The sequence below is a fragment of the Flavobacterium luteolum genome, from assembly GCF_027111275.1.
Lineage (GTDB): Bacteria > Bacteroidota > Bacteroidia > Flavobacteriales > Flavobacteriaceae > Flavobacterium > Flavobacterium luteolum.
Genome location: NZ_CP114286.1, coordinates 5199350 through 5225410, shown reverse-complemented (window position 1 = coordinate 5225410; position 26061 = coordinate 5199350). Strand labels below are relative to the sequence as shown.

Annotated in this window: 16 protein-coding genes; 11 read left to right on the top strand and 5 right to left on the bottom strand. The window is 35.5% G+C overall.

The features are described from left to right. Positions 1-75 precede the first annotated feature (75 nt). On the top strand, positions 76-309 hold the full coding sequence (locus tag OZP10_RS22255) for a hypothetical protein (protein WP_281632847.1): 234 nt from the start codon (positions 76-78) through the stop codon (positions 307-309). A gap of 141 nt (positions 310-450) precedes the next feature. Further along, a complete protein-coding gene (locus tag OZP10_RS22250) occupies positions 451-1050 on the top strand; it encodes an REP-associated tyrosine transposase (RefSeq protein ID WP_281632846.1) in 600 nt (199 codons plus the stop codon). 401 nt (positions 1051-1451) lie between these two features. On the opposite strand, the gene OZP10_RS22245 is transcribed toward OZP10_RS22250, so the two are convergent. Beyond that, positions 1452-1856, bottom strand: a complete 405-nt coding sequence (locus OZP10_RS22245) for a helix-turn-helix transcriptional regulator (protein WP_281632845.1) — start codon at positions 1854-1856, stop codon at positions 1452-1454. A gap of 109 nt (positions 1857-1965) precedes the next feature. Continuing rightward, positions 1966-2955 (bottom strand): biotin synthase BioB, encoded by a 990-nt coding sequence (bioB, locus tag OZP10_RS22240; RefSeq protein ID WP_281632844.1) that lies wholly within the window; start codon positions 2953-2955, stop codon positions 1966-1968. Positions 2956-3188: 233 nt separating this feature from the next. On the opposite strand from bioB, the gene OZP10_RS22235 reads away from it, so the two are divergent. Next, complete coding sequence (locus OZP10_RS22235) at positions 3189-3971, top strand: SDR family oxidoreductase (RefSeq protein ID WP_281632843.1); 783 nt, start codon at positions 3189-3191, stop codon at positions 3969-3971. A 58-nt stretch (positions 3972-4029) separates the two neighbouring features. On the opposite strand, the gene OZP10_RS22230 is transcribed toward OZP10_RS22235, so the two are convergent. Next, positions 4030-4500 carry an Lrp/AsnC family transcriptional regulator gene (locus OZP10_RS22230; protein WP_281632842.1) on the bottom strand — a complete coding sequence of 157 codons (471 nt, stop codon included), beginning with the start codon at positions 4498-4500 and terminating at the stop codon, positions 4030-4032. A 190-nt stretch (positions 4501-4690) separates the two neighbouring features. Here OZP10_RS22230 and OZP10_RS22225 point away from each other — a divergent pair, with 190 nt between their 5' ends. The 8 genes from OZP10_RS22225 to OZP10_RS22190 all read left to right on the top strand — a co-directional run bounded on the left by OZP10_RS22225 (position 4691) and on the right by OZP10_RS22190 (position 21752). After that, positions 4691-5506 (top strand): DUF1338 domain-containing protein, encoded by an 816-nt coding sequence (locus OZP10_RS22225; RefSeq protein ID WP_281632841.1) that lies wholly within the window; start codon positions 4691-4693, stop codon positions 5504-5506. A 39-nt stretch (positions 5507-5545) separates the two neighbouring features. Further along, positions 5546-7099, top strand: a complete 1554-nt coding sequence (gene amaB / locus OZP10_RS22220) for an L-piperidine-6-carboxylate dehydrogenase (RefSeq protein WP_281632840.1) — start codon at positions 5546-5548, stop codon at positions 7097-7099. A gap of 175 nt (positions 7100-7274) precedes the next feature. Then, the gene (locus tag OZP10_RS22215) at positions 7275-10397 is read left to right on the top strand and encodes a SusC/RagA family TonB-linked outer membrane protein (RefSeq protein ID WP_281632839.1); all 3123 of its coding nucleotides are present in this window, start codon (positions 7275-7277) and stop codon (positions 10395-10397) included. 22 nt (positions 10398-10419) lie between these two features. Beyond that, positions 10420-11919 carry a RagB/SusD family nutrient uptake outer membrane protein gene (locus OZP10_RS22210; RefSeq protein ID WP_281632838.1) on the top strand — a complete coding sequence of 500 codons (1500 nt, stop codon included), beginning with the start codon at positions 10420-10422 and terminating at the stop codon, positions 11917-11919. Positions 11920-12058: 139 nt separating this feature from the next. Next, positions 12059-14065: an MGH1-like glycoside hydrolase domain-containing protein gene (locus tag OZP10_RS22205; protein WP_281632837.1), complete on the top strand. Its 2007-nt coding sequence runs from the start codon at positions 12059-12061 to the stop codon at positions 14063-14065. A 48-nt stretch (positions 14066-14113) separates the two neighbouring features. Further along, on the top strand, positions 14114-16249 hold the full coding sequence (locus OZP10_RS22200) for a beta-galactosidase (RefSeq protein ID WP_281632836.1): 2136 nt from the start codon (positions 14114-14116) through the stop codon (positions 16247-16249). 126 nt (positions 16250-16375) lie between these two features. After that, positions 16376-18673 (top strand): aminotransferase class III-fold pyridoxal phosphate-dependent enzyme, encoded by a 2298-nt coding sequence (locus tag OZP10_RS22195; protein WP_281632835.1) that lies wholly within the window; start codon positions 16376-16378, stop codon positions 18671-18673. A gap of 151 nt (positions 18674-18824) precedes the next feature. Then, positions 18825-21752, top strand: coding sequence for an FAD-binding and (Fe-S)-binding domain-containing protein (locus tag OZP10_RS22190; protein WP_281632834.1), 2928 nt, complete (start codon positions 18825-18827; stop codon positions 21750-21752). 330 nt (positions 21753-22082) lie between these two features. On the opposite strand, the gene OZP10_RS22185 is transcribed toward OZP10_RS22190, so the two are convergent. Both OZP10_RS22185 and OZP10_RS22180 read right to left on the bottom strand, forming a co-directional pair. After that, positions 22083-24092 (bottom strand): hypothetical protein, encoded by a 2010-nt coding sequence (locus OZP10_RS22185; RefSeq protein ID WP_281632833.1) that lies wholly within the window; start codon positions 24090-24092, stop codon positions 22083-22085. 258 nt (positions 24093-24350) lie between these two features. After that, a complete protein-coding gene (locus OZP10_RS22180; protein ID WP_281632832.1) occupies positions 24351-26051 on the bottom strand; it encodes a RagB/SusD family nutrient uptake outer membrane protein in 1701 nt (566 codons plus the stop codon). Positions 26052-26061: the final 10 nt, after the last annotated feature.

Genomic DNA, 26061 nt, shown 5'->3' with positions numbered 1-26061 from the left:
AAAGCCATTCCTTAAACGGAGTGGCTTTTTTACATGCAAATAGCTATATTAGTATGATTCAAAAACTAAAATTTTATGACAGCAGAGCAAATAATATCAGTAGTAGGTTTAGTTGGATTCGGTGGGATTCTTAAAGCTTCTTTTGATTTTTTGGTAGCCACCCGAAAAGCCAAACAAGATGCTAAGCAGACAATGAAAGAAACTAGATATAAAGCTATAATCTTACTTTGCTATGCTTTGGTTAATTATGAGAAAGAAAAAACTACACTCGTTATAAATCGTCCCCCGCTCTCCGAAGAGTTCAACTGAAAAGCTGCGCAAATGTCTCTGACTATGCGCAATTTTTTTTTCCTTAGAAATTGTAAACGTGACAAAAGTCTCCCGACTTTTTTCTTTTGCATAATCATAAATAATAAGTTTAATCTTATATTTTTGCCCAAAAAGAAAAAAATGAAAGAAGGCTATGTAATAAGAGATCAAAAACTGCCGCATTTTATCACGCCAACAATTGTAGACTGGATCGATGTTTTTACACGACAGAGTTATAGGGATGTTATAATTGAATGCTTAGATTACTGTATTAAAAATAAAGGAATGATTTTGTATGGTTATGTCATAATGAGCAATCACATTCATATGATTGTGCAGTCGGAAGACGGAAAGCTTTCAGATTTAATAAGAGATTTTAAAAAGTTTACAGCAAAAACTATCCTAGACAAAATAAAAAATAGTCCAGAAAGCAGAAGAGAGTGGATGCTGGAAAGATTTAAACTTGCTGCAGAAAAACATACCAGAAATAAACTTTATCAATTTTGGCAGTATGGAAATCACGCGGAAGAAATTTACAGCAATAAATTTATGTGCTCTAAACTGGATTATATACATTTAAATCCTGTAAGAGCAGGCTATGTGAATCGAGCATCAGAATATGTTTATTCTAGCGCAAGCAATTATATTAATGATAAAGGATTGCTAAGTATTGAAAAAGCAGATAATCCAATTGTCGATATTTTAAATTTAAAGTCTATTTTTCGAGATAATCTTTATTAGTAATTTTATAATAAAGTCAGATACTTTTAGAAGTGAGCGGTTTAATGGGCTGTTGTATAAAAAGCGCAAAGTCGGAGACATTTGCGCAGCGTTAATGAGGAGAACACTTTGCAGAGTAGGGGGGGCAGAAAAATGCTGGGAAGAAGGCAAATTTAAAATTGTTTGCGAAAAATGCTATTTCAAAATTAAAGAAACAAATACCTAAAAATCAGATTACATTCTATTCCCGCTCTCCAAAGAGTTCCTAATGAAAAGCTGCGCAATCCCGAAAGCTTTCGGGACTGGCTTTGTGCAATTTTTTGTCTTAGAAATTGTAATCTTGATTAGTTTTTTTTATATAAAGACATAAAAAAGAGAGACTTTGGAGTCTCTCTTTTAATGAAGTAATATTGTAATAAATCTTATTTGCCGATTAATTTCTCAAGCCTAGCCATCATTTCGTCTTTCTCTTTTAGCATACGTTCAAACAAAGCAATTTTCTCTTCATGAATTTTTTTTAATTCTCCAATAGGATTGAAATTGAATGTAGAATTAGGATTTCCGACACATGCATTATCTCCAAAAGTATTTGAAATAATATTTATAGCTTGTTCCTCATCAAAATTTTGAAAAGCTTCAACAGGAATTTTTAATATAGCTGAGATTTGTCTAAGCAGACTCTCTTCAATTGTATCTTTTTGTTCCAGCATAGAAATCTTCTTCTGGCTCCAGTCTTCTCCAAGATCATAAGCCAATGCTTCTTGCTTAATGTTAAGCATTTCTCTGAAGCGTTTTATGTTTCTTCCCTGATGAATTTTCTGTTCCATATTGCGTTTTATTTTTCTATTGGCTCAAAGATAAAGCCATTTTGATGAATTTCAAAGATAGAAAAATATCCTATAAAATATTTTTTTTGTCAGATATTATAGCTACTTTTTAAATCACAGAACAAGCACTTTTATTTTCTTTAACCAAAGGCTTAAGCCCAAGATTTTGAAACATCTGCATATCTTCTGATAATCCTGGATTTGGCGTTACCAATAAAGTTTCGCGTTCCCCAGTAAAAATAGAATTGGCACCAGCCATAAAACACCAAGCTTGTTCTTCTTCGGTCATTTCGATACGTCCGGCGCTTAAACGAACAATAGAAGCAGGCATCACAATACGCGCTGTAGCTATCATTCGAACCATATCCCAAATAGGCACTTTCGGATTGTTTTCTAGCGGAGTTCCTTTTACTCTGGCCAAGGCATTTACAGGAACAGATTCAGGATGAACAGGCATTGTTGCTAAAGTTAACAGCATAGAAACTCTATCGGCATTAGATTCTCCAAGGCCAATAATTCCGCCCGAACAAACTGTGATTCCTGCTTTTCTCACATTATTAATAGTATCCAAACGTTGGTCAAACTTACGAGTGCTGATTATTTCATCGTAATAACTTTCAGAAGTATCCAAATTATGATTATAAGCATAAAGACCCGCTTCTTGAAGACGAATGGCTTGCTCTTCTGTAAGCATTCCCAAAGTACAGCAAACTTCCAAACCAAGATCGTTTACACCTTTTACCATTTCGATAACACGATCAAAATCTTTGTTGTCACGCACTTCGCGCCAAGCGGCCGCCATACAAAAACGAGAAGAACCGCCGTCTTTTGCTTTTTGCGCATGTTCTAATACTTTTTCTGTCGGAAGAAGTGCTTGAACTTTAATGTCTGTATGATAACGTGCTGCTTGTCCGCAATACGAACAATCTTCTGGACAACCGCCTGTTTTTACAGAAAGCAACGTACAAACCTGTATTTCTGAAGGTTTATGAAACTCGCGATGTACGGTTGCAGCCTGATAAACCAATTCTAATAAAGGCTGATCGTAAATAGCTTGAATTTCTTCTTTTTTCCAGTCGTGTCTTATTTGCGTGTTCATTTATTTTGATATGCTTTAATGATTTTTAGCCAAAAGTATCGTTTTGCTGTATCATCAAAATGTACCACTTTTTATATTTTGAGTAGTCCGGTTACTAATTCTAGATTTAACGTCTTTAAGATTGAGCCAATTTATTCTTTCTTAAAAGAATCGGCATAATGGTCTACTTATACCTAAAAAATTTTGAGGTTACGAGGTTTTTTTTCTAATATAGTATTCTAATTACAAACCGAATGAATAAGATATTAGTTACTGGCGGAAATGGACATCTAGGAAAATATATTGTTGATATATTATTAGAAAAAGGTTTCAAAACAGCTGTATTAACAACTCAAGCAAATAATTGTGTTCAAAATAACTTAGAGTTTTTTACAGGAGATTTGTTTAAAAATTTTGGTTTGAAAGAAGCAGCAGCTGGAGCAGAAATCGTTATTCACTGTGCAAGTAATCCTAGAGACTTTCAGCAAACTGATATAGAAGGCACAAAAAAATTACTGCAAGCATTAGATAGTAATTCAATCAAACATTTCATTTATATTTCTATTGTCGGAATTGATAAAAGCGATTATCCTTATTACCAAGGAAAATTGGAAGTTGAAAATAGTATCGCAAATAGTGGCATTCCTTTTACAATCCTTAGAACTACACAATTTCATGATTTTGTGCTTACTATGATAAAGGCATTAGAGAGTCAAAGTGTAGAATCTGATGTAATGACAATTCCATCTGGGCTGAGGTTCCAATCTGTAGCTGTACAAGAAGTCGCTGCATTATTAGCCTCTCTTACATTCGAATCTCCAAAAGGTTTAATGCGAGATTTTGGAGGTCCAAAGATGCTTCATTTAGAAGAAATGATTCAAATTTACTTTGAAGTAATTCAGAGCAATAAAAATCTCGCATTAAAAGAGCCAGAAGATATTCGCCATAGATTATTTACTACAGGAATAAATCTGTGCCCAGAAAATAATAGTGGTAAACAGACTTGGGAAGAATATCTGATTAATATTATAAACTAGAGTAAGTTTACATTTATCTACATCAGATAGTTCTAGATCATTATGCTGGAATTTGTAGTTATACTGGCAGATTTTTCTCAAAAGCAGAACCAAAGGAGAAAAACGAATCGGTGCTTCCAACGCCTTCAATCTGATGCACTTGTTCGTATAAAATTTTACGAAGCTCTTCATTATTTGCAGCGACAATTTTTATGAACAAAGCATATTTTCCCGATACCCAATGACACTCAATCACTTCGGGAATTGCTTTTAGCTTTTCGGCGATTGAGTAAGAAAAGTGAGCCTCTTTCGTAACAATTCCTGTATAGGTAATAGTTTCAAAACCAAGCTCTTTCGGATTTAATTTTACAGAAAAGCTATTAATTATTCCTGCGTCTTGGAGTTTTTTAACCCTTAGATGTACCAGCGAATTAGAAATATTTAATTCTTTAGCCAGATCAGAAAATGGTATTCTTGCATTCTCGCTAAGTTTTTGTATGATTTCTCTATCTAAATAGTCAGTATTTTCATTCTTCTTGACCTTTGCCATAAGTAGTTTTTAATTGATGATTCTATTATTTTGACAATTCTTCTGTTAAAAACGGTTTTTAAAGTGTCAAAATTACAAAAAATAACATAACAAATGTCTAATTATAAATAATCGTGTTGTTATACTGTTATTATAACAGTTATATGTATAGATTTGTGTCATAATAACACTATTTTAACATAACTACAAAATGAATAAAGATCAATTACTTACAAAGCTATGGGAGCAATATGTTGAAATTACTCCGTCAGCATTAAAAATTCATGAACTTCTAGAAGACAAGGGAGAAGAAATTAAAAACGATCATATCGCAATTCGTACTTTCAATGATAAGCGTGTGAATATCGAAGTATTAGAGAAACCATTCCTAAATGTGGGTTATGAGGCAAAAGGAGAGTATCATTTTGAAACAAAAAAACTCTTTGCTAAACATTATGAGCACGCAACTGATAAAGATGCACCAAGAATTTTTATTTCTGAACTTGAATTGGAAAAGTGTTCTACTGACTTGCAGACTACAGTAGAGAATTTATTAAACAACTGCGATCAAAGTGTCTTTAATAATCCAGAATTGGTTTTAAGCGGATCTGTTTGGAATGGAAATTCACAAGCGGTTTATAAATTATTATTGGAAGAGTCTGAATATGCAGCTTGGATGTATGTTTATGGATTTAGAGCCAATCACTTTACAATCAATACCAATGCTTTAAAGGGATTTAAAACCTTAGAAGAATTGAATAATTTCTTAGAATCTAATGGATGGGAATTAAACGCATCTGGAGGAAAAATTAAAGGAACTCCAGAACAGTTATTGGAACAATCAAGCACTTTAGCAGATTTGTACAATATTGATTTTGAAGAAGGAACATTAAAAGTGCCGTCATGTTATTATGAATTTGCATTGCGTTATCCAATGTCAAACGGAGAATTGTATCAAGGATTTGTGGCATCATCTGCAGATAAGATATTTGAAAGCACCGATGTAAAGCTTCAAAAAACGCTCTAACATTCATTTAATACAAAAAGCACAATTAAAAAGTTCATAATGGCAATCGAAGAATTAGAAATTACAATAAAAGAAGCTTTAAAAGAATTAAACATACAGGACATTAATGAAGGAACTTCAACAGGATTGAATAATTTTTCTAGTGGAGAAATCTTAGAAAGCTATTCGCCTGTAGATGGAAAATTGATTGCAAAAATAAAGACATCTACTGCTGCAGATTATGAAAAAGCGATGGAAGCGGCAACAGCTGCTTTTAAACAATTTAGATTAATGCCGGCTCCGCAGCGTGGAGAAATAGTGCGACAATTTGGAGAAAAATTGCGCAAAAATAAAGAAGCTTTAGGTAAACTGGTTTCTTATGAAATGGGTAAATCTTTGCAGGAAGGTTATGGCGAAGTACAGGAAATGATAGATATCTGTGATTTTGCGGTTGGACTTTCGCGTCAGCTGCACGGATTAACAATGCATTCAGAAAGACCAGGACACAGAATGTATGAGCAGTACCATTCTCTAGGAGTTGTGGGAATCATTTCAGCGTTTAATTTTCCAGTGGCTGTTTGGGCTTGGAATACCGCTCTAGCTTGGGTTTGTGGTGATGTTTGTGTATGGAAACCTTCAGAAAAAACACCTCTTTGTGCAGTTGCTTGTCAAAATATAATGGCAGAGGTTATAAAAGAGAACAATTTGCCTGAAGGAATTTCGTGCTTGATTACAGGAGACTATAAAATTGGTGAATTGCTAACTAACGATAAACGAATTCCGTTAATCTCGGCTACTGGTTCTACGCGAATGGGTAAAATTGTAGCGCAGGTAGTTGCAGGACGTTTTGGAAAATCATTATTGGAATTAGGTGGCAACAACGCCATTATTGTAACGCCAGATGCAGATATTAAGATGACCGTTATTGGTGCCGTTTTTGGTGCTGTTGGTACAGCAGGACAAAGATGTACTTCTACACGCCGTTTAATCATTCATGAAAGCATTTATGAAAAAGTTAAAGAAGCTCTGATTTCTGCCTATGGACAATTGCGTATCGGGAATCCTTTAGACGAAAAAAATCATGTTGGACCTCTTATAGACAAGCAGGCAGTTGAATTGTATAATGATGCTTTGAAAAAAGTGGTAGAGCAAGGAGGTAAAATTCTGGTTGAAGGTGGAGTGCTTTCTGGTGATGGATATGAAAGCGGCTGTTACGTAAAACCTGCAATTGCAGAGGCTGATAATTCTTTTGAAATTGTACAGCACGAAACTTTTGCTCCTGTCTTATACTTATTAAAATATTCGGGCACTGTTGAAGCGGCAATTGAAATACAAAATGGTGTAATGCAAGGATTGTCTTCTGCAATTATGACCAATAATTTAAGAGAAGCCGAATTATTTTTATCTGTAACAGGCTCTGATTGCGGTATTGCAAATGTAAATATTGGAACCTCTGGAGCTGAAATTGGTGGGGCTTTTGGCGGTGAGAAAGAAACTGGTGGTGGCCGGGAATCTGGATCTGATGCCTGGAAAATTTACATGAGAAGGCAAACCAATACAATCAACTATACTACAAGTCTTCCGTTGGCTCAAGGAATAAAATTTGACTTGTAGAACCTATTTAGGTTAGCTAAAGCTTAGCAAAAAACATCAATTAGAATACTGCATTTTGTTTGGTAATGTTTTAAAGCATTGTCAAACAAGATGTATATACATGCAATACAAAAACTAAATATTAAAAATTAAAAAAAAGAAACCTAAAAATTTACTAACTAAAACCATTACCAACATGAACAGAAAACTAATTAGGGTAATTTATTTTATTCCTCTGCTGTTATGCTTGTGGCTGCCAAACATCAGTTTTGCACAAGCACAAAAAACAATTTCAGGAAAAGTGACGGATGACAAAAATAATACGCTGCCTGGGGTAAGTATTTCGATTAAAGATTCTAAATACAATGCTGGGACAGATATTGATGGAAATTACACCTTAGTGTATCCATCGACGTTGGAGAATCCGATTATTGTTTTTTCTTATGTAGGATTTATATCCATAAGTGAGAGTATAAACAATCGTTCGGAGCTTAATGTATCTATGCAGGAAGAAACCAATAAATTGAATGAAGTAGTTATTATTGGTTATGGAACTCAAAAGAAAAGTAATGTTACAGGAGCTATTTCTACAGTAAAAAAAGAAAGCCTTGAAACTCGTGCGACAACAAGTCCATCAGAAGCTCTTCAAGGATTAGTTGCCGGAGTAAATGTGCAAAAAAGTGGTGGTGTTGCAGGTGCTTCAGTAAGCGTGAAAATTCGTGGTGTAAATACTTTCGGAGCAACAGAACCACTTTATATCATTGACGGTTTTCAGGGATCTATTAATACCATAAACCCAACTAATATAGAATCGATGGAGGTTCTTAAAGACGGTGCCGCAGCTGCAATTTACGGATCTGTCGCTGCAAATGGTGTAATTATCGTAACGACTAAAAATGGACAAAAAGAAGGCGTAAAAGTAGATTTCAGTTCTTTTTTAAGCATTACAAATCCATCAAAAACATTAGATATGTTAGATGCTGACGGTTATTGTACTGTCAATAAAAGAATGTATGATGAGTACAATAAATATGCAACTTCACCAAAACCGCTTCCAGCTTATATTACAGCACCATCAGATGTAAATACAGATTGGCAGGACGAAGTTTTCCGTTCTGGTTTTACACAAAACTATGGTTTAGGAATTCAGGGAAGACAGGGAGATTTTAAATTTGCTCTTTATGGTAATTTTGTGAAGCAAAAAGGTATTGTAATAGATAACGAATTTGGTCAGCAAACGGGTAGTGCGAGAGTTAGTTTTAAAAAATCAATTTTTGATATCGATGCAAAAATGGCGTACATGGGAACGCAAAATGCATTGCCAAATTTTCAGCTAAAAGAAGTATATACGATGGCTCCTTTGGTTCCTGTTTATGATGAAAATGAGGAATACGGTTACGGACTAGCGAATAAAAATGGTTTACCAGCAGGAACAAATCCAGTTGCCGAAGAGCATTTTAGAAAAAGCAATGACATCGGACAGGACATAACGGCAAATATTGCTGCAACTGCAAACATTGCTCCATGGTTAAAATACAAACTGGCTTATTCTTACCGTGTAAAGAATAATCAGCAGACTGCACACTTTCCGCCGTATATTGCAAATCCAAAAGAAGTGCATCTTTATCCAATGCAGACAGAGTTGAGAACAACTTGGAATGAGCAGATATTAGATAATATTATCACAATCGATAAAACCTTCGGAAAACATGTTTTTGGTTTAATGTTGGGTAATACGTTTAACAGCCAGGCTTCAAACTGGAATCAGGTTAGTGTTGAAGGAAAAACAACTGATTATACTGTAGAAAACGGACAGTTGGTTTCTATCGATCGTCCTTCTGGATTCCTTGATCCTGGTTTTGAAACCATTGGCGCAGGAAGAGGAGGTACTTATTCTGCTGATGGTTCAAAATTCCAATACAACAGAGTATCTTTTTTTAGCAGGTTAAATTATTCATATAATGATCGTTACTTATTGCAAGTGACAGTTAGAAAAGATGGTTCTTCTAAATTTGGAGAAGACAGCCGTTGGGGAACTTTCCCTTCTATTGCTTTAGGATGGAAAATCGAACAAGAAGATTTCTTCCCAAAAGATATGATTCTTTCTACTTTAAAATTGCGTGCAAGCTGGGGACAATTGGGTAACGAAGCTGCTTTAGGATATTATTCTGCAAATACATTGATCAAAACAGGAAATTTTTTAGGCAACGGTTATGTTCAGGGTATAGGAAGCAATCCTTGGCCTGGTAGTATTGCAACAGCATTAGAAAATAGAAACCTGCAATGGGAAACTACAGATTCTAAAAATATTGGTATCGATTATACGCTTTTAAAAGGAAAAATTAGCGGTTCGATGAACTACTATCATAATGTAACAGACAATTTGTTGATTACAAAAAAACTGGCTCCATCTGCAGGAATTGATGATCCAGTTCTTAACGTAGGTAAAATTAGCAACAGCGGATTTGAATTTGAAGTAAATTACCGCGATCAGGTTAATGAGTTTAAATACAACGCAGGATTAAACCTTACCACGCTTAAAAACAAAGTAGAAGAACTGGCTAATGACGGACAGACTATTTATGGAGAAGGATTAAAATACGGAGATGAGCACTTTCCAACTCAAGCTCGTGTAGGAAGCCCAATTAGTGGATTCTATTTATACAAAACAGATGGTATTTTCCAATCTGCTGAAGAAGTAGCAGCTCACAATAAAAATGGTGTTTTATTGCAGCCAAATGCACAGCCTGGAGATATTCGCTTTAAAGATTTGAATGGAGATGGCGTTATTGATGAAAATGATAAAGCTTATGCAGGAACAGGACTACCAAAACTAGAAGTAAACCTTAGTTTAGGAGCTAGTTATAAAGGATTTGATTTTTCTGCTTTGATAGGAAGCGGATGGGGTAATAAATTATACAACGGAAACAGATATTTTTATGAGTCTATGAATGCAGGAACCAATATGTTGGCTTCTACATTAAACTCATGGACACCAGAAAATCACAGTAATATTCCGCGTGCCGTATTGCAGGATCCAAACGGAAACAGCCGTGAATCGGATCGTTTTCTTGAAAGTGGCGATTTTATCAGAATGCGTCAGTTGCAATTTGGATATACTATTCCAAACAAAATGTTAGGTAAAGCAAAAATCGACAAACTGAGATTTTATGTAAGCGTCGAAAACTTGTTTACAATCACCAATTATTCGGGAATTGATCCAGAATTTTCACGTGACAAAGTAATTGACACAGGTGTAGACCGTTTTGTTTATCCATTTACAAGATCATTTGTTTCTGGAGTTCAGTATATATTTTAATTCTACTTAATACGACATTATCATGAAAAAGATATTTTTAATATTATCCACTATAGGTTTATTCACTTTTACAAGCTGTGATGACTATTTGGATCAACAATCTCCAGATCAGCTTACATCAGATAATTTCTGGAGAAATAAAGCAGATGCCGAATCGGCTTTGGCGTCCACGTATTCACAATTAGAATGCGCTGTTGACGAATGGGCTTTCGCCGAAGTAAAATGGCCAGTTGAAGCATATCGTGAAGACATAAACGAATTAGGAAGCGATGCATTGAACTACCAAAACTGGGTTGAACTTTCTACTTTTACCTACACAAACGGAAACAGCCAGTTTACTAGTTATTGGAGAATTAACTATAGAGGAATTAGTAATGCCAATCAGGTTATTGATAAATTGCCACAAGTTCCTGCAGCAAAAATTAGCGATGAAGATCGCAAGCAAATTGAGGCAGAGGCTCGTTTTTTACGTGCATATTACCACATGAAATTGATTCTAAATTGGGATCAAATCTATATCAGAAATAAATATGTTACAAAAGAAAGCGATCTAAACATTCCGTTGTCAAGCCGTGCAGAAGCTTGGGATTTTATTACAAGCGAATTTAAAGCTGTAGCAGCTGTTTTGCCTGCAAAACAATCTGCAGATAAAACAGGACGTGCAACAAGCGGTGCAGCAAATAGTTATTTAGGATTTGCATATTTGACAAGATCTTATGAAGAAACAGCCCAAAAACAAGCTTTCCTAAATGAAGCGCTTACGGCATTTAGCAAAGTGCAAGGATATGAGCTGGTAAAAGATTATGTTTCTATGTTTGACGGAACAATGAAAAATACTAAAGAATCGATTTTTGAACTTCAGTTTTCAGAAACTACAGCAAACGGAGCATTCTACCGCAATGCACTTCACTACTGGATGGCAGCGGCTGAGCTTGGCGGATGGGACGAAATTCTTCCAAGTCCAATGCTTGTAAATGAATTCAAAAAAGAAGGAAAAGTTGCGACAACAGGAAACTATGATTCACGTTTTTACAGCACAATTTTCTTCAAAGATCCATATTTTAATGATGCTAATAATCCATTAGTATTAGGAACAACATACGATGATAAATTTGGAGATACAGACAAACCAGTATATCGTAAATTTATTCCAAGCACACAGGAAAAAATGGATCAGGAATTTACAGCAATTAATATTCCTTTAATGCGATATTCAAATGTATTGTTGATGCAGGCAGAAGCTTTAAATGAATTGGGTCGTCCAGCAGAAGCGATTCCGTATATCAATAAAGTTCGCGCTAGAGCAGATATGCCTGCAATGACAGGAACAAGTGGTGCTGAGGTAAAAGCGCAAATCGAGCACGAAAGAATTTTAGAATTCCCTCTTGAAAATTTCCGTTTTTACGATTTACGCCGTTGGGGAAAAACAAAACAAGCTCTTGATGCAGTTGGACGCACAGGTTTCGACGCAGCAAAGAATAACTTTTACCCAATTCCATTGACAGAATTGCAAACGAATTAATTCTCTCAAAATGATTTAAATATTTAAAAAGAATAGCCTATATTTCTTGGCTATTCTTTTTATCTAAAGATATTGGTCTGCTCAGTAAAATGGGCTGACCTATTGCTATATAACAACACAACACAAAAAATGACACAACATGAGCAAAAAGAAAATACTTTTTATTCTTTCATCACTCTTTCTAATACAATCAGGTTGGTCTCAAAAAAGCTTTCCAAACTTAGAATCTGCTAAAAATAGCATTAATTATAAAGGAAATCCAGCAAACGCAACTGATAGAAAACCATTAGCATTCTCAGATAAAGGAGCTTGGTTTGCATTTGGATTTTTAGAAGGTTCAAATGTTCAAGCAGGATTTTCAGGGCCTTTTTTGATGACAGAACAAAACGGAGTTTGGTTAAGTCCATCATTTGTTTCGCTTGAGCTAAAAGACGAAAATAAACAGGAAGTAATCAACTGGAAAAGTTCATTGGTTTCACAAAACAGCTTCAACAGCCATTTAGAACAGCAGTTTAAGAATGAGAAATTAGAAGTAAAACAGCAATTGGTGTTTTTATCAGGCCATTCGGCTTTACAAAAAACAAGTATTACAAACAAAAGCACAAAATCAATCACTATTTTTCCTTCGTATAATGCGTCTCTTTTTTTAGAGGATTTGCAATTGTCTAATGAAAAAAACACTTTAAAAATCGTTTCTACAAAAAGTACTGCTGTAGGATACATTCAGTTTTTAAAATCAAATCCTGAATTTGAAATTACCAAACAAGGATTCAAAGCACAGACAGAAAAATTGGTTTTAAAACCAAATGAAACCAAAGAAATTATTGTTTCGCAAAGTTTTATTTTTCCACAGTATTCTTGGAAAACAGAAAATGAAACGATACAAAAAACGGTATTTGCTACGCTATTAAACAACACACAAAAAGAAAAAGAAAAACTATTGGCAGAGTTAATTGCCAAAAAGAAAAACATTTACAAAGATCAGATCTATTCAGATTTTGCAGCAAAATTGGTGCTGACTTTACAAAACAACACAAGAATTGCAGCAGAAGGATTAAAACATGGAGGTCTTTTTCCGAGTTATAATTACGAATGGTTTCACGGTTTTTGGGCTTGGGACAGTTGGAAACATGCCGTTGCAGTAGCCAATTATGATACCGAATTAGCTAAAAATCAAATGCGCGCTTTGTTCGATTATCAAGATCCAAATGGTTTTATTCCAGATTGTATTTACAGAAATAATCTTCTTGAAGAAAACAATTACAGAAATACAAAAGCACCACTTGCAGCTTGGGCAATCTGGAAGATTTATGAAAAAACGAAAGATGCTGATTTCATAAAAGAGTTTTATCCAAAGCTTAAATTATATCATAATTGGTGGTACAAAGAGCGTGATCACGATCAGGATGGTTTATGCGAATTTGGTTCGACAGATGGAACTGTGATCGCTGCAAAATGGGAAAGCGGAATGGATAATGCTGTTCGTTTTGATGATAGCAAAATCCTGAAAAATGGCGAAAAAGCGTATTCGTTAGATCAGGAAAGCGTTGATTTAAATTCGTTTCTATTTGCTGAGAAAAATTATCTGAATAAAATGGCGACCATTTTAAAATTAAGTGATGAAGCGAAAAAATGGAAAGACGAAAGTGATGCATTAAAACTGAAAATTCAAAAGCAATTTTGGGATGAAGCGACAGGCTGGTTTTATGACACGACAATTGACGGCAAAACATTGATAAAAGCAATGGGATGCGAAGGATATTGTCCGATTTGGGCAGAAGTTGCTACTGCAGAACAAGCCAAATCAGCAAAAAACAATATGATTGATCCAGCTAGTCTGAACACTTTTGTGCCTTTGCCAACATTGGCGGCAAATCATCCAAAGTTTAAGCCTAATAACGGATATTGGAGAGGGCCAATTTGGCTTGACCAAAGTTATTTTGGCATCAACGGATTAGAAAAATACGGTTACACAAAAGAAGCAAACGAACTGGCGCATAAACTGATGCATAATGCAGAAGGTGCTTTGGATAAAGGCACTACCATAAGAGAAAATTATCAGCCCTTAAACGGAAAAGGATTAGAAGCGTTTAACTTCAGCTGGTCGGCTTCGCATTATTTAATGCTACTTTTAGAGGATAAATAATTTGAATTTAATTATTCAATTTAATAACGAATACAACAACAACTAACTATGTTTAACCACAATATATCTTTCACAAAAATAATAGCAGCAGGCTTATTTATTGTAGGCTGTAATTTGACGCCAGTTTTAGCCCAAAGTAAGAAAAGCACAACTACAGAAAATAAAGATCCTCAGCGATTTTTTTCCAAACCTGATTTAATGCAGATTGGAGTATACTATTATCCAGAGCAATGGCCACGAGAACAATGGGAACGTGATTTAAAAAATATTAAAAAACTAGGTTTTGAGTTTACACACTTTGCGGAGTTTGCGTGGACTTTTATGGAACCAGAAGAAGGAAAATATGATTTTAAATGGCTAGATGATGCATTGGCAATTGCCGAAAAACAAGGTTTGAAAGTAATCATGTGCACACCAACGCCAACGCCACCAGCATGGATGGGAGAAAAATATCCTGAAATCTATCTGGTAGATGCAAGCGGAAGACGCAGAGAACATGGTAACAGAGCTAATCAATCTGTGTCTAATGAGAAATACAGAGAATTTGTAGCTAAAATTGTTACCGAATTAGGAAAAAGATACGGCAATAATAAAAATGTGATTGGCTGGCAAGTGGATAACGAACCGGGCGCTCCAGATGACTTTAGTCCATCGGCACAAAAAGGATTTCAGAAATGGTTAAAAGCGAAGTATGGAACAATCGAAAAATTAAATACGGAATGGGTTACGAGTTTTTGGAGCATCAGATACAATAATTTTGAACAGATTGCGATTCCAAATGCAGAGATTTATTTTGAAGATAAATTAAGTCCGCATGCTATTCTAGATTTTAAAAGATTTACAGCAGATTCTCAAGCAGAATATTTGAATTTACAGGCAGAAGTGCTTCGAAAATATATCGATCCGAAACAATGGATTACTACAAATTATACCAATGTAGTTTACGGCGCTGACCCAAGAAGAACAGATAAAATGGATTTTGCAACTTATACTATGTATCCTGTAAGCGGAAGAAATCAATTAGGTGGACAAAATTTCAGAATGGGACATCCTAATAAAATTTCGGAAGCCAATGATTATTACAGATCTATAAATGGGGTTACAGGTGTAATGGAAATGCAGCCGGGACAAGTAAACTGGGCAAGCATTAATCCGCAGTTATTGCCAGGAACAGTCCACATGTGGATTTCTCAGGCTTTTGGTGGAGGCTGTTCTTTTACTTGTACGTACAGATATAGACATCCGCTTGGAAGCAGCGAAATGTATCATGACGGAATTGTTGGAACTGATGGCGTGACTTTAACTACTGGAGGAAAAGAGTTTGTTCAATCAATCGAAGACATGAAACTGCTTCGTAAAGAGTACAATCCAAAAGCAGTTATTCCGCAAGAAATAGCAAAAAGAAAGACTGGATTTTTATGGAGCCACGAGAATCTGTGGGATTTAGAAAATCAGAAACAAACCGAATTCTGGAGTACTTGGAGACATAGAAATACCTATACTTCAGCAGTAAAATCAACGGGTGCGCCAATGGATTTTATTACAGAAGAAAGCGATTTTTCTGCTTATCCATTTATCGTTGCGCCAGCGTATCAATTAGTTGATCAAAAACTGGTAGACAAATGGACGAAATATGTTGAAAATGGCGGAAATTTAATTCTTTCATGCCGTACAGGACAGAAAGATAAAAATGGTCATTTCTTCGAAGCAAATTGGAGCGGACCAATTGTACCTTTAATCGGTGCAGATGTTGAGTTTTTTGATATGTTGGTTGAAGATGTAAACGGAATTATAAATGCTGGAAACAATACCTATAAGTGGAATGTTTGGGCTGATGTTTTAAATCCGAAACAAGGAACGGAAGTTTTAGCTTCTTATGCGGATCAGTTCTACAAAGGCAAAGCGGCTGCGATTACGAGAAAATTAGGAAAAGGAACCGTTACGTATATTGGAGCTGAAAGTAAAGATGGAAATTTGGAAAGACAAGTGGTAAGAACGGTATACGAACGTGCAAAAGTTGCTATTCAAGATTTACCAAAAGGGGTTTATGTAGAATGGCGTAATGGTTTCTTTGTTGGTGTAAATTATACCAATGAAACCATAAATCTGCCAATTCCTACTGGAAGTAAAATATTAGTTGGAAAAAATCCATTAGAACCAGCTCAGGCTGTTATTTGGAAATAGAATAGAATAAAGTTTGCCACGAATTGCACGAATTTACACGAATTAAGAGAAAACATTTAAAAAAATTAGTGAAAATTGGTGTAATTCGTGGCTAAAAAAAAAGAAAAAACAATTTAATAGAATACAATGACTTTTTCAGAAACAGTTATTCAGGATTTAGTAAAAGAACATTACGGTTTAAATGTAACCGTAAAAGCATTAAATGGATATGATGAATTGAATTTTCTTTTATCTGATGATAAGAATGAAAAGTACATTCTAAAAGTATCAAATGAGAGCCATTCATTTCCATTTTTAGAAGCGCAGGCTGCCATCATGAGACATCTTGCCAAAAGTGATATTTCTGATTGTTTTCAGCATTTCTGCCTGAATACAAAAGGAGAGGAGCTGACTCAGATTGTAACAGATTCGCAAATCTATTATATTCGAATTCTCAACTTTTTAGAAGGGACTTTTTGGGTAGATGAAAAGAATAAAAATAGTCAACTGCATTACAATTTAGGTTCGTTTTTAGGCAATATGGATGCTGAGCTGGCGAATTTTTCTCATCCGGCAATGCATCGCAATTATACTTGGGATATTAGCCGTGCAAGCGAAGCAGGTGATAATCTAAAGTATATTCTAAATCACGAAAGAAGACGTATAGCGGGTTATTTTTTATTGCAGTTTGATACAGAAGTATTACCGCAGTTGCACCGACTGAGACATGCTTATATACATAATGACGCCAACGATTACAATGTTTTGGTAAAAGACAATCGCATTAGCGGATTGATCGATTTTGGAGACATGGTATATACCGCTTTAATCAACAATCTAGCGATTGCTTGTGTTTATGCGATGCTTGATGAAGAAGATCCGTTGGCTGTAGCAACAGAAATTGTCAAAGGATATCATAATTCGTATGCTCTTACCGAACAAGAATTAGATCTATTGTATTATCTCATTGCAGGAAGACTTTGCATCAGTGTGACACAATCTGCTTATAATGCATCGTTGGATAGTGACAATGAACATCATTTTGTCACTGAAAAACCAGCTTGGGATTTGCTGTACAAACTGATAAAAATAAACCCTATAAAAGCACAAGATGAATTTAGAAAAACTTGTGGTTTTGAAGGACTAATCAATAATGACGATTATTCGGAACTTCTTGAAATTAGAAAACAGAAAATAGGACGAAATCTAAGTATTGGCTATAAAGACAAATTAAAAATTGTAAAAGGAGCTTTGCAATATTTATACGATGACAAGGGAAGAACTTTTGTCGATTGCGTAAATAATCCTTCACATGTTGGACATTGCCATCCAGTTGTAGTAAGAAAAATGCAGCGTCAAATAGCGACTTTAAACACCAATACCAGATACTTAAATGATGCCATAACCGATTATGCAGAAAAGCTGACAGCAACTTTACCTAAGAAATTAAGTGTTTGTTATTTTGTAAATTCTGGAAGTGAGGCCAATGATCTGGCCATTCGCATGAGCCGTCATTTTACTAAACAAAAAGATATTATTGTATTGGATCACGCTTATCACGGAACTTCGACTGTAGCCATGGAAATGAGTCCGTATAAATTTGACAGCAAGGGAGGTTCTGGCCAAATGCCGTGGATTCATAAAGCAATTAATCCAGATTTATATCGTGGTCCTTATAAATATGGAGATGCAGCAGCAGGAGAAAAATATGCTGAAGATGTACAGCGAATTATCGAAAATTTAAAGAAAGAAGATAAAGCGCCAGCAGTTTTTATCTGTGAAACTTTATTGGGAGTTGGAGGTCAGATTCCGTTGCCAGAGAATTATTTAAAAACAGTTTACGACTACGTTCGCGCAGCAGGAGGAGTTTGCATTGCAGATGAAGTTCAGGTTGGATTTGGAAGAATTGGAGATCATTTCTGGGGATTCGAATTGCAAAATGTAGTGCCAGATATTGTTGTCTTAGGAAAACCAATTGGAAACGGGCATCCACTTGCAGCTGTTATAGTAACAGAGGAGATTGCTGAATCTTTCAATAATGGTTTGGAATACTTCAATACTTTTGGCGGGAATCCTGTTTCTATGGCTACTGGATTGGCTGTTTTAGATGTAATTCAGGAGGAAGAAATGCAGCAGCATGCTTTGGAAACAGGTAATTATTTGATGAACGGATTAAAAGGTTTAATGGCTAAATATCCTATCATTAGTGATGTTCGCGGGCATGGTTTGTTTATTGGTGCAGAAATGGTAAAAGACAGAATTACCATGGAACCTGCGATTCCTGAGATTGATATTGTAGTCGAAAAACTGAAAGCCAAAGGTTATTTGTTAAGTACAGACGGACCTCTGCATAATGTTTTAAAAATAAAACCGCCAATGCCATTTAATAAACAAAATGCTGATGAAATGGTTGAGTTGCTAGATATTGCATTAAGCGAATTATAAAACCTTTCCATTAAAATAAAAAGTCTTCCGTTGCAATAGACGGAAGCTTTCATTAGTTCTACACAACGATTTAAGCAAACCAAAATTAGCGACAGCTTTTCTCTTTTATCATTTTTGGTAGAAGTGGATTTGTATACAATAAAGTAAAAAAATGAGTGATAATAAACTTGCCAATTTAGAAAAGCAATTAGAAGGAAAATTATTTTACGATCATACCATGCGTCTGCTGTACGCAACAGATGCAAGCGCTTACAAAGAAATGCCTTTGGCTGTAGCTGTTCCGAAAACTAAAGAAGATATCCAAAAAATTATTGCTTTTGCAAAAGAAAACAACAGCAGTATCATTCCTCGTGCCGCCGGAACTTCACTTGCGGGGCAAGTCGTTGGAAACGGAATTGTGGTTGATATTTCGCAAGAATTTACCAAAATTATTTCGGTAAATCAGGATGAAAAATCGGTTTGGGTAGAGCCAGGAGTTATTCGCGATGAGCTGAATCTTCATTTAAAACCGTATCAGCTTTTTTTTGGGCCGGAAACTTCTACCAGTAACCGCTGTATGATTGGCGGAATGGTAGGAAATAATGCCTGCGGAGCAAGATCTGTTGTGTACGGATCAACCCGTGAACATGTACTCGAAATACAAGGGTTTTTAGCAGATGGAAACGAAGTTGTTTTTGGTTCTTTGACTAATGCCGAATTTGAAGATAAATGCAACGGAATTAATGTTGTAAGCGAACTGGAACAAGCAATTTATCTGCAAGCTAAAGAAATACTATCATCTGAACATAACCAAAATTTATTTGAAGCCAATTTTCCTAAGAAATCAATTCCAAGAAGAAATACAGGATATGCTTTAGATTTATTGGCAGATAGCAGTCCATTTGATGATTCTGCTGAAAAGTTCAATTTCTGTAAACTAATTGCGGGATCTGAGGGAACTTTGTTTTTTTCTACAGCAATCAAACTAAATTTGGTTGATGCCTTAAAACCTTATTCGGCTTTGGTTTGTGTTCATTTTGAAAGTATTCATGAATCTTTAAAAGCCAATATTGAAGCACTGAAATTTAATCCGGATAGTGTAGAATTAATAGATCATTATATTCTGGAATGCACCAAAGAAAATATTGAACAAAGCAAGAATCGTTTTTTTGTAAAAGGTGATCCTCAAGCTATTTTAGCAGTCGAATTTTTGAGGGATTCGCAAGAAGAAATTGACAGCATTGCAAGAGAAATGGAAGTTTTGATGCGTTCTAAAAACCTTGGTTATCATTTCCCGATTGTTTATGGCGAAGACACCAATAAAGTCTGGGCATTAAGAAAAGCAGGATTAGGTTTGTTATCTAATATTCCTGGAGATGCAAAAGCAGTTGCAGTGATTGAAGATACCGCTGTGGATGTGAATGATTTGCCTGATTTTATAGCAGATTTTAATGCAATCTTAAAAGAGAGAAATCTAAACTGTGTGCATTATGCGCATGCGGCTACGGGCGAATTGCATTTACGCCCCATTATAGATTTGAAAACCGAAGAAGGAACAATACTTTTTAGAACCATCGCAACCGATATTGCCCATTTGGTAAAAAAATACAAAGGCTCGTTGAGTGGAGAACATGGAGATGGAAGACTTAGAGGAGAGTTTATTCCGCTAATGTTGGGAGATGAAATTTATGAGTTATTTGTTCAGATAAAAAAAGTTTGGGATCCGTGGGGTGTTTTTAATCCTGGGAAAATTGTGAATACGCCTCCTATGGATACAAGTCTGCGATATACAGCAGGGCAGGAGACACCAATGCCCGAAACTTATTTTGATTTTTCGGAACATAACGGAATCCTTCGTGCAGCAGAAATGTGCAACGGTTCTGGTGATTGCAGAAAAACAGAAAAAAGCGGCGGTACGATGTGCCCAAGTTATATGGCTACTCGAGACGAAAAACACACTACGAGAGCGCGTGCCAATATGCTCAGAGAAACCATAACAAATTCTACAAAAACAAATCGTTTTGATGATGAAAATCTGTTGGAGGTTTTGGATTTATGTTTAAGCTGTAAAGGCTGTAAATCTGAATGTCCTTCTAATGTGGATATGGCAAAACTGAAGGCCGAAACATTGCAACAATATCATGATAAAAACGGAGTAAAATTTAGATCGAAACTAATTGGAAATACGCCAAAAATAAATCAGCTGTTTGCCTCAGCTCCATGGCTGTATAATTTATCTGCTAAGGGAATTATTGGAAATTGGATTAAAAAAAGGACTGGTTTTGCCGTAGAAAGACAATTGCCTTTAATGCATAAAATTACGTTTGCAAAATGGATAAAAAGCTACAGCCAAATTGGAGATTTTGCGAATGGAAAATTGTATTTGTATAATGACGAATTCCTAAATTATTATGATGTAGAAATAGGGCAGACAGCGGTAAAACTTTTGAATAGATTAGGTTATAAAGTTTTAGTTCCTAAAATTGGAATCAGCGGAAGAACCTATCTCTCTAAAGGAATGCTGAAAGAAGCACGAGAGATTGCAGAACAGAATATTAGAGATTTTGAAAGTGAAATTCCAAACGATGGCATTTTGATCGGAATTGAACCTTCGGCAATACTATCATTTCGTGACGAATATCCTGATTTGTGCCGTGCAGATTTAAAAGAGAAAGCAAAAAAAGCGGGAACTAGAACTTTTCTGATTGAAGAATTTTTGGCTAAAGAGTTGGATTTAGGACGTATTACATCTAATAGTTTTACAGACGAAACAGAAAGAGTGCGAATGCATGGACATTGCTTTCAGAAAAGCTTATCGTCTTTAGTTCCACTTAAGAAGATACTTTCATTGCCAAAGAATTATACTGTTTTAAATATTCCAAGTGGGTGTTGCGGTATGGCAGGTTCGTTTGGCTATGAAAAAGAGCATTATGATATTTCGATGAAAATTGGAGAACTGGTTTTGTTTCCGACAATTAGGGCAGAAGAAAGCGCCACATTAATTTCTGCTTCAGGAACAAGTTGTAGGCATCAAATTGCTGATGGTACAGGAAGAAAAGCACAGCATCCGGTTGAAATATTATTTGAGGCTTTGAAATAAATATCGTTGTGAATATTCGTTGTGTAGACGCAATGCGGTGCGTCTCTACAGATATGCTTTGTTTTAAAAATATATTTTGATTTTTTTGAATTCAAAATGCGGAAATTATTATCGGCCCAATATCCTGTAGAGGCGCACTGCAGTGCGTCTCACGTGCGCTTGTCCTCAAAGATTTTCCTGTTGTAGATATACTGGACGTAGACACACTGCGGTGCGTCTCTACAGATATACTTTATATCTAAACTAATCTGCTTAAAAAACTATAAAAAAAACAAACCTCCAAGTATATTTTGGAGGTTTGCATCAAAAAACAATAATTCAAAAAAAAAATTATAAATTAATATTTATCGTAGTTCCATCTTTAATAACTTTATTGATTGCTAGCTTTTTCCCATCGGTTATTTTTAATTTTAGGTTTTTGCCAGCTCTTTCAACTGTAATATTGAAATCGTGTTCAAAGGCATGAATCTGTTTTAATTTCATAGTATTCCAAGATTTTGGAAGACGAGGTGTAAGATCAAAACTACGCAAACCTGTAGGACGAATACCGAATAATCCTTCTGTAAAGATTCGGCAATACAAACCGCTTTCAGCCGAAAGATGACGCTGATCGCCTTCTGGATATGCTTCTACAGGATACGGAACGTGATCTCCCAATAAGCGTCGATCAGAATAGTAATGCAAGAAATCAAGCGCTTTATCTGTTTCGCCAGCAGCAAGAACTCCTCTTAAAGCATACAAAGTAGAGCGATCCCAGAATATTTTATCTCCAGCGACACTTGCAAGACCATCTTTTGTCCATAATCTAGGAGAAAATAATGCGTTTATAGTTCCGTCTTTTCGATCATAAATGCCCATGGTAAGTGGCGTACAGATCCAAGCTCTTAAGACATCATTTTCTTTATAGTATTTGTAGGTTTCAAAGCCTTCAACTTTAGCTCCAAAATATTTTTCGATAGCTGTTCTTAATTTTTCAGCTTCGGCTTTATATGCTTTCAGCTGTGTTTCGTTTTTCCCTAAAACCTTACCTAGGTAAACAGCAGAATTTAAAGCATCATAATACAAAGAAGAAGTATTAAGATTGGCTTTTCCTGCAGGAAGACGCCCTTCAAGTTCATCAGAATCGGAAGCGACTACGCCGTCAGCATTTATTTTGCTGTGGCAATATTCTAAGCACCATTCAATTAATGGCCACAATTGTTTTGCTTCATCTGCATTTCCTCTAGAAAGTGCATAACGAGCAGCTCCGTACGCAATCATCGCGCCATCTCCGCGATCTCCTGCACCAGCCCAAATATCTGTTCCTTCAGCAACAATAGAACTCGGAATCGCTTTATAATCTTTGTTCATGAATTTTGCAAATTGAAGGTAAGCATTTAAAGATGCTTGATTTCCATATTCATATCCTAAATAAGGGAAAAATGGACCAATATATTCAGCTTGATCATTTGCCCAAATGGCTGCGTAATACGATTCTCCACCTGGACCGTGCATTGGACCTCCTTTGGTTTCAAAAATACTTTCTGACGCTCTGATTTTCGCGAAAGCAAATTCAGTATTCAAAACCTGATCTGGCGTTTCCAGAATCAATTTGCTCCAGATTTCACTGATCAATTCTAAACGTTTGTTTTTTTCATCTTCAGCATTTACGGCAGGAACTGTTTCGTTTGTTTTAACTCCTGAATAGATAACAAAAAAGCTGACAGTTTCATTTGGTTTAAGATTAAAACTTCCATTATTAATAAGATCAGCATGTATAGTGTAACTGCCTTCAGTTCCTTTTGTAGGATCTGTGGTATAAACCGCATTCGATTTTGGAATTTCTACGATACAGTTTTTATCAGAACTGTTTTTAAGGGTATAAATTTCATTATAAACCGATAAAGCCGTAGAAGGAAAAAACTGTCTTGTAAGTTCAAGTTTGTCGGTTTTGCTTTTAACTAATAATGTTCCGTTAAGAGTCAGCGAGATTGTTTTTTCTGCTGGAATTGGTTTGTAATTTACGGTAACAAGGTCAAAAGCATCCTGCGCAAATTGACGTGTTAAACTTGCATGGGTATTATTCGGAATGGTTCTCAGCATTGGCCAAACCAAACTGCGTGTAGCATGAAATGAACCATCCGCTGCGACGCCATATCTCAGAACGCAAGAGATTCTCTTACCGCTCATTTCGATATGATCATCATGTGGAATTGTGTTGTTTATTTGCCAAGAAATAGAACCATCAGTATTAATTTGCCAACGTTGGTCGTTTTGTGAAAATCCTGTATTTGTAATAAAGCAGAATGCAATAAGGACAAATAAGATAGATTTAAGTTTTTTTCTAGAAGATATCTTCATAGCATTTGTTTTTAAATTGTGATCCATTGTATTAGTAGTACTTTGGACGGGTTGTTTTTAGCGAAAAGTAGTTATTATTTTACGATTTTCGCCATTGTTGTGCAGTGTTGTAGTGTTGCTTTTGTGTTTTACATATAATGATATATGTTACACTGGTAAATTGTTGACCTCAGAAATGCTCTTTGTAATATGATTTGCTTTGATACATTTTAAAAGCAAACCCATCGCCCTTAGATGGGTTTGCTTAATTGGTTATAGTTAATTATAACCTGGGTTCTGGGGTAAACCTGTTCTGTTAATTTCATCTCTTGGAATAGGAAGCAGATAATGTTGTGGTTTAAAGATCCTTTCCTGAACTTTGGAGTAGGTGTAAGTTTTAGATCCGTCACTGTTTTTAGTAATAATTACTCCCATTAATGGTTTGTTTTCGGTTTCTTCGGCTATTTTCCAACGACGTACGTCATAATAGCGGAATCCTTCAAGACATAATTCAACTTGTCTTTCGTTACGAATTTTATTCTCTAAAGCTGTTCCTGTTAAACCAGTTAACGGATTTGTTATTCCGGCACGCTGTCTTAATAAATTAAGATATTGAATTGCAGTTCCTTCATGTCCCAATTTAAATTCTGATTCAGCATAGTTCAAATAAATTTCTCCTAAACGAGAAATAATCCAAGCTTTATTAGTTTGCGTTTCATTATTGTAATTGTACGTTGTATCGCAATATTTACGGAAAGTATAACGAGTTTTACTAGCATTCCAAGTATCCCAACCTTGAGGAGAATCTAAACCTCCTTCGTAAAATTCGGCTTTATTTGAACTTCCTGCATCGTAACGATCTTGAAAGAATTCAGGTTTTCCGTAAGCACGTCCATCATAAACAATATTTTTATAAAAACGCGGATCTCTGTTTACATAAGGTTTTTGAGGATCGTAACCAGATGTTGGATCTGTAATATCTTTTCCGTCAGCTGTTCCGTAAGCATCAATATGACTTTGGCTTGGCGCAAAATTGGCCCATCCGTGAAAACCGCTCGGAGAATTAAACATTTCTACACCATTAAATGCGCTCCATTGTGGATCTTTACTAGACAAACGAGAGAAAATAACTTCTGAATTGTTGGTAGTAAAAAGATCTTCATACTTTTTATCGTAAAGCGAATATATATTTAAATCCATAACCGCTTTTGCAGCATCTGATGCTTTTTTCCATTTTGCCAGATCATTAGAAGGATTCCATTGCGGACTTGCTGCATAAAGCAATGTTCTTGATTTGATAGCAAGTGCAGCCCCTTTTGTAACTCTTCCAAGATCTGTAGCTGCTAAAGGAAGTAATTCCGCCGCTTTGTCCAATTCTCCCACAATAAAGTCAACGCATTGATCATAAGAACTGCGGTCTACTTTAAAATCACTATTTAACTCAAAAGGTTTAGTAACCAGAGGAACCCCACCGTAATCACTAGTTAATTTGAAGTATGCATAAGCTCTTAAGAAAAGCACTTCGCCTTTTAATCTGTTTCTCCAAGCTTCATCTCCAGGTACGTTATCAATTCGAGACAAAAAGATATTGCAATTTTGAATAGTAGCATAAGTAGGTTTCCAAGTATTGAAATCTCCTGCGTTGTCAGGCGTTAATGCTCCCGAATTAAGATTCCACACATCATAATCGTTAAAATTATTAAAGGCTTCATCGCATGCAGTAGACAAGATCCAGCTTCGATTTGTTTTGTCGTTCCAGTTGTGCTGGGTGCTTGGCAATACTGTATAAAGATTATTAACGAAAGCCTCTGTAAGTTTTAAGTCATTCCACACATTTTCATCTGTGTAAGAATCCAAAGGAGCTTTGTCTAATGGATCTTCGCTACAGGATGTTACCGCAGCAATAGCAATAAAAAGAGCAGCCGCAATTACTACTTTCTTTTTTATATTAAATAGTTTATTGATTTTATAATTTTTCATGTCTTGATCT

What these genes read in the sequence shown, in the direction of transcription:
- OZP10_RS22255 (WP_281632847.1), top strand. Translation starts at nt 76, where the DNA reads ATGACAGCAGAGCAAATAATATCAGTAGTAGGTTTAGTTGGATTCGGT.
- OZP10_RS22250 (WP_281632846.1), top strand. Translation starts at nt 451, where the DNA reads ATGAAAGAAGGCTATGTAATAAGAGATCAAAAACTGCCGCATTTTATC.
- OZP10_RS22245 (WP_281632845.1), bottom strand. Translation starts at nt 1,856, where the DNA reads ATGGAACAGAAAATTCATCAGGGAAGAAACATAAAACGCTTCAGAGAA.
- bioB (WP_281632844.1), bottom strand. Translation starts at nt 2,955, where the DNA reads ATGAACACGCAAATAAGACACGACTGGAAAAAAGAAGAAATTCAAGCT.
- OZP10_RS22235 (WP_281632843.1), top strand. Translation starts at nt 3,189, where the DNA reads ATGAATAAGATATTAGTTACTGGCGGAAATGGACATCTAGGAAAATAT.
- OZP10_RS22230 (WP_281632842.1), bottom strand. Translation starts at nt 4,500, where the DNA reads ATGGCAAAGGTCAAGAAGAATGAAAATACTGACTATTTAGATAGAGAA.
- OZP10_RS22225 (WP_281632841.1), top strand. Translation starts at nt 4,691, where the DNA reads ATGAATAAAGATCAATTACTTACAAAGCTATGGGAGCAATATGTTGAA.
- amaB (WP_281632840.1), top strand. Translation starts at nt 5,546, where the DNA reads ATGGCAATCGAAGAATTAGAAATTACAATAAAAGAAGCTTTAAAAGAA.
- OZP10_RS22215 (WP_281632839.1), top strand. Translation starts at nt 7,275, where the DNA reads ATGAACAGAAAACTAATTAGGGTAATTTATTTTATTCCTCTGCTGTTA.
- OZP10_RS22210 (WP_281632838.1), top strand. Translation starts at nt 10,420, where the DNA reads ATGAAAAAGATATTTTTAATATTATCCACTATAGGTTTATTCACTTTT.
- OZP10_RS22205 (WP_281632837.1), top strand. Translation starts at nt 12,059, where the DNA reads ATGAGCAAAAAGAAAATACTTTTTATTCTTTCATCACTCTTTCTAATA.
- OZP10_RS22200 (WP_281632836.1), top strand. Translation starts at nt 14,114, where the DNA reads ATGTTTAACCACAATATATCTTTCACAAAAATAATAGCAGCAGGCTTA.
- OZP10_RS22195 (WP_281632835.1), top strand. Translation starts at nt 16,376, where the DNA reads ATGACTTTTTCAGAAACAGTTATTCAGGATTTAGTAAAAGAACATTAC.
- OZP10_RS22190 (WP_281632834.1), top strand. Translation starts at nt 18,825, where the DNA reads ATGAGTGATAATAAACTTGCCAATTTAGAAAAGCAATTAGAAGGAAAA.
- OZP10_RS22185 (WP_281632833.1), bottom strand. Translation starts at nt 24,092, where the DNA reads ATGAAGATATCTTCTAGAAAAAAACTTAAATCTATCTTATTTGTCCTT.
- OZP10_RS22180 (WP_281632832.1), bottom strand. Translation starts at nt 26,051, where the DNA reads ATGAAAAATTATAAAATCAATAAACTATTTAATATAAAAAAGAAAGTA.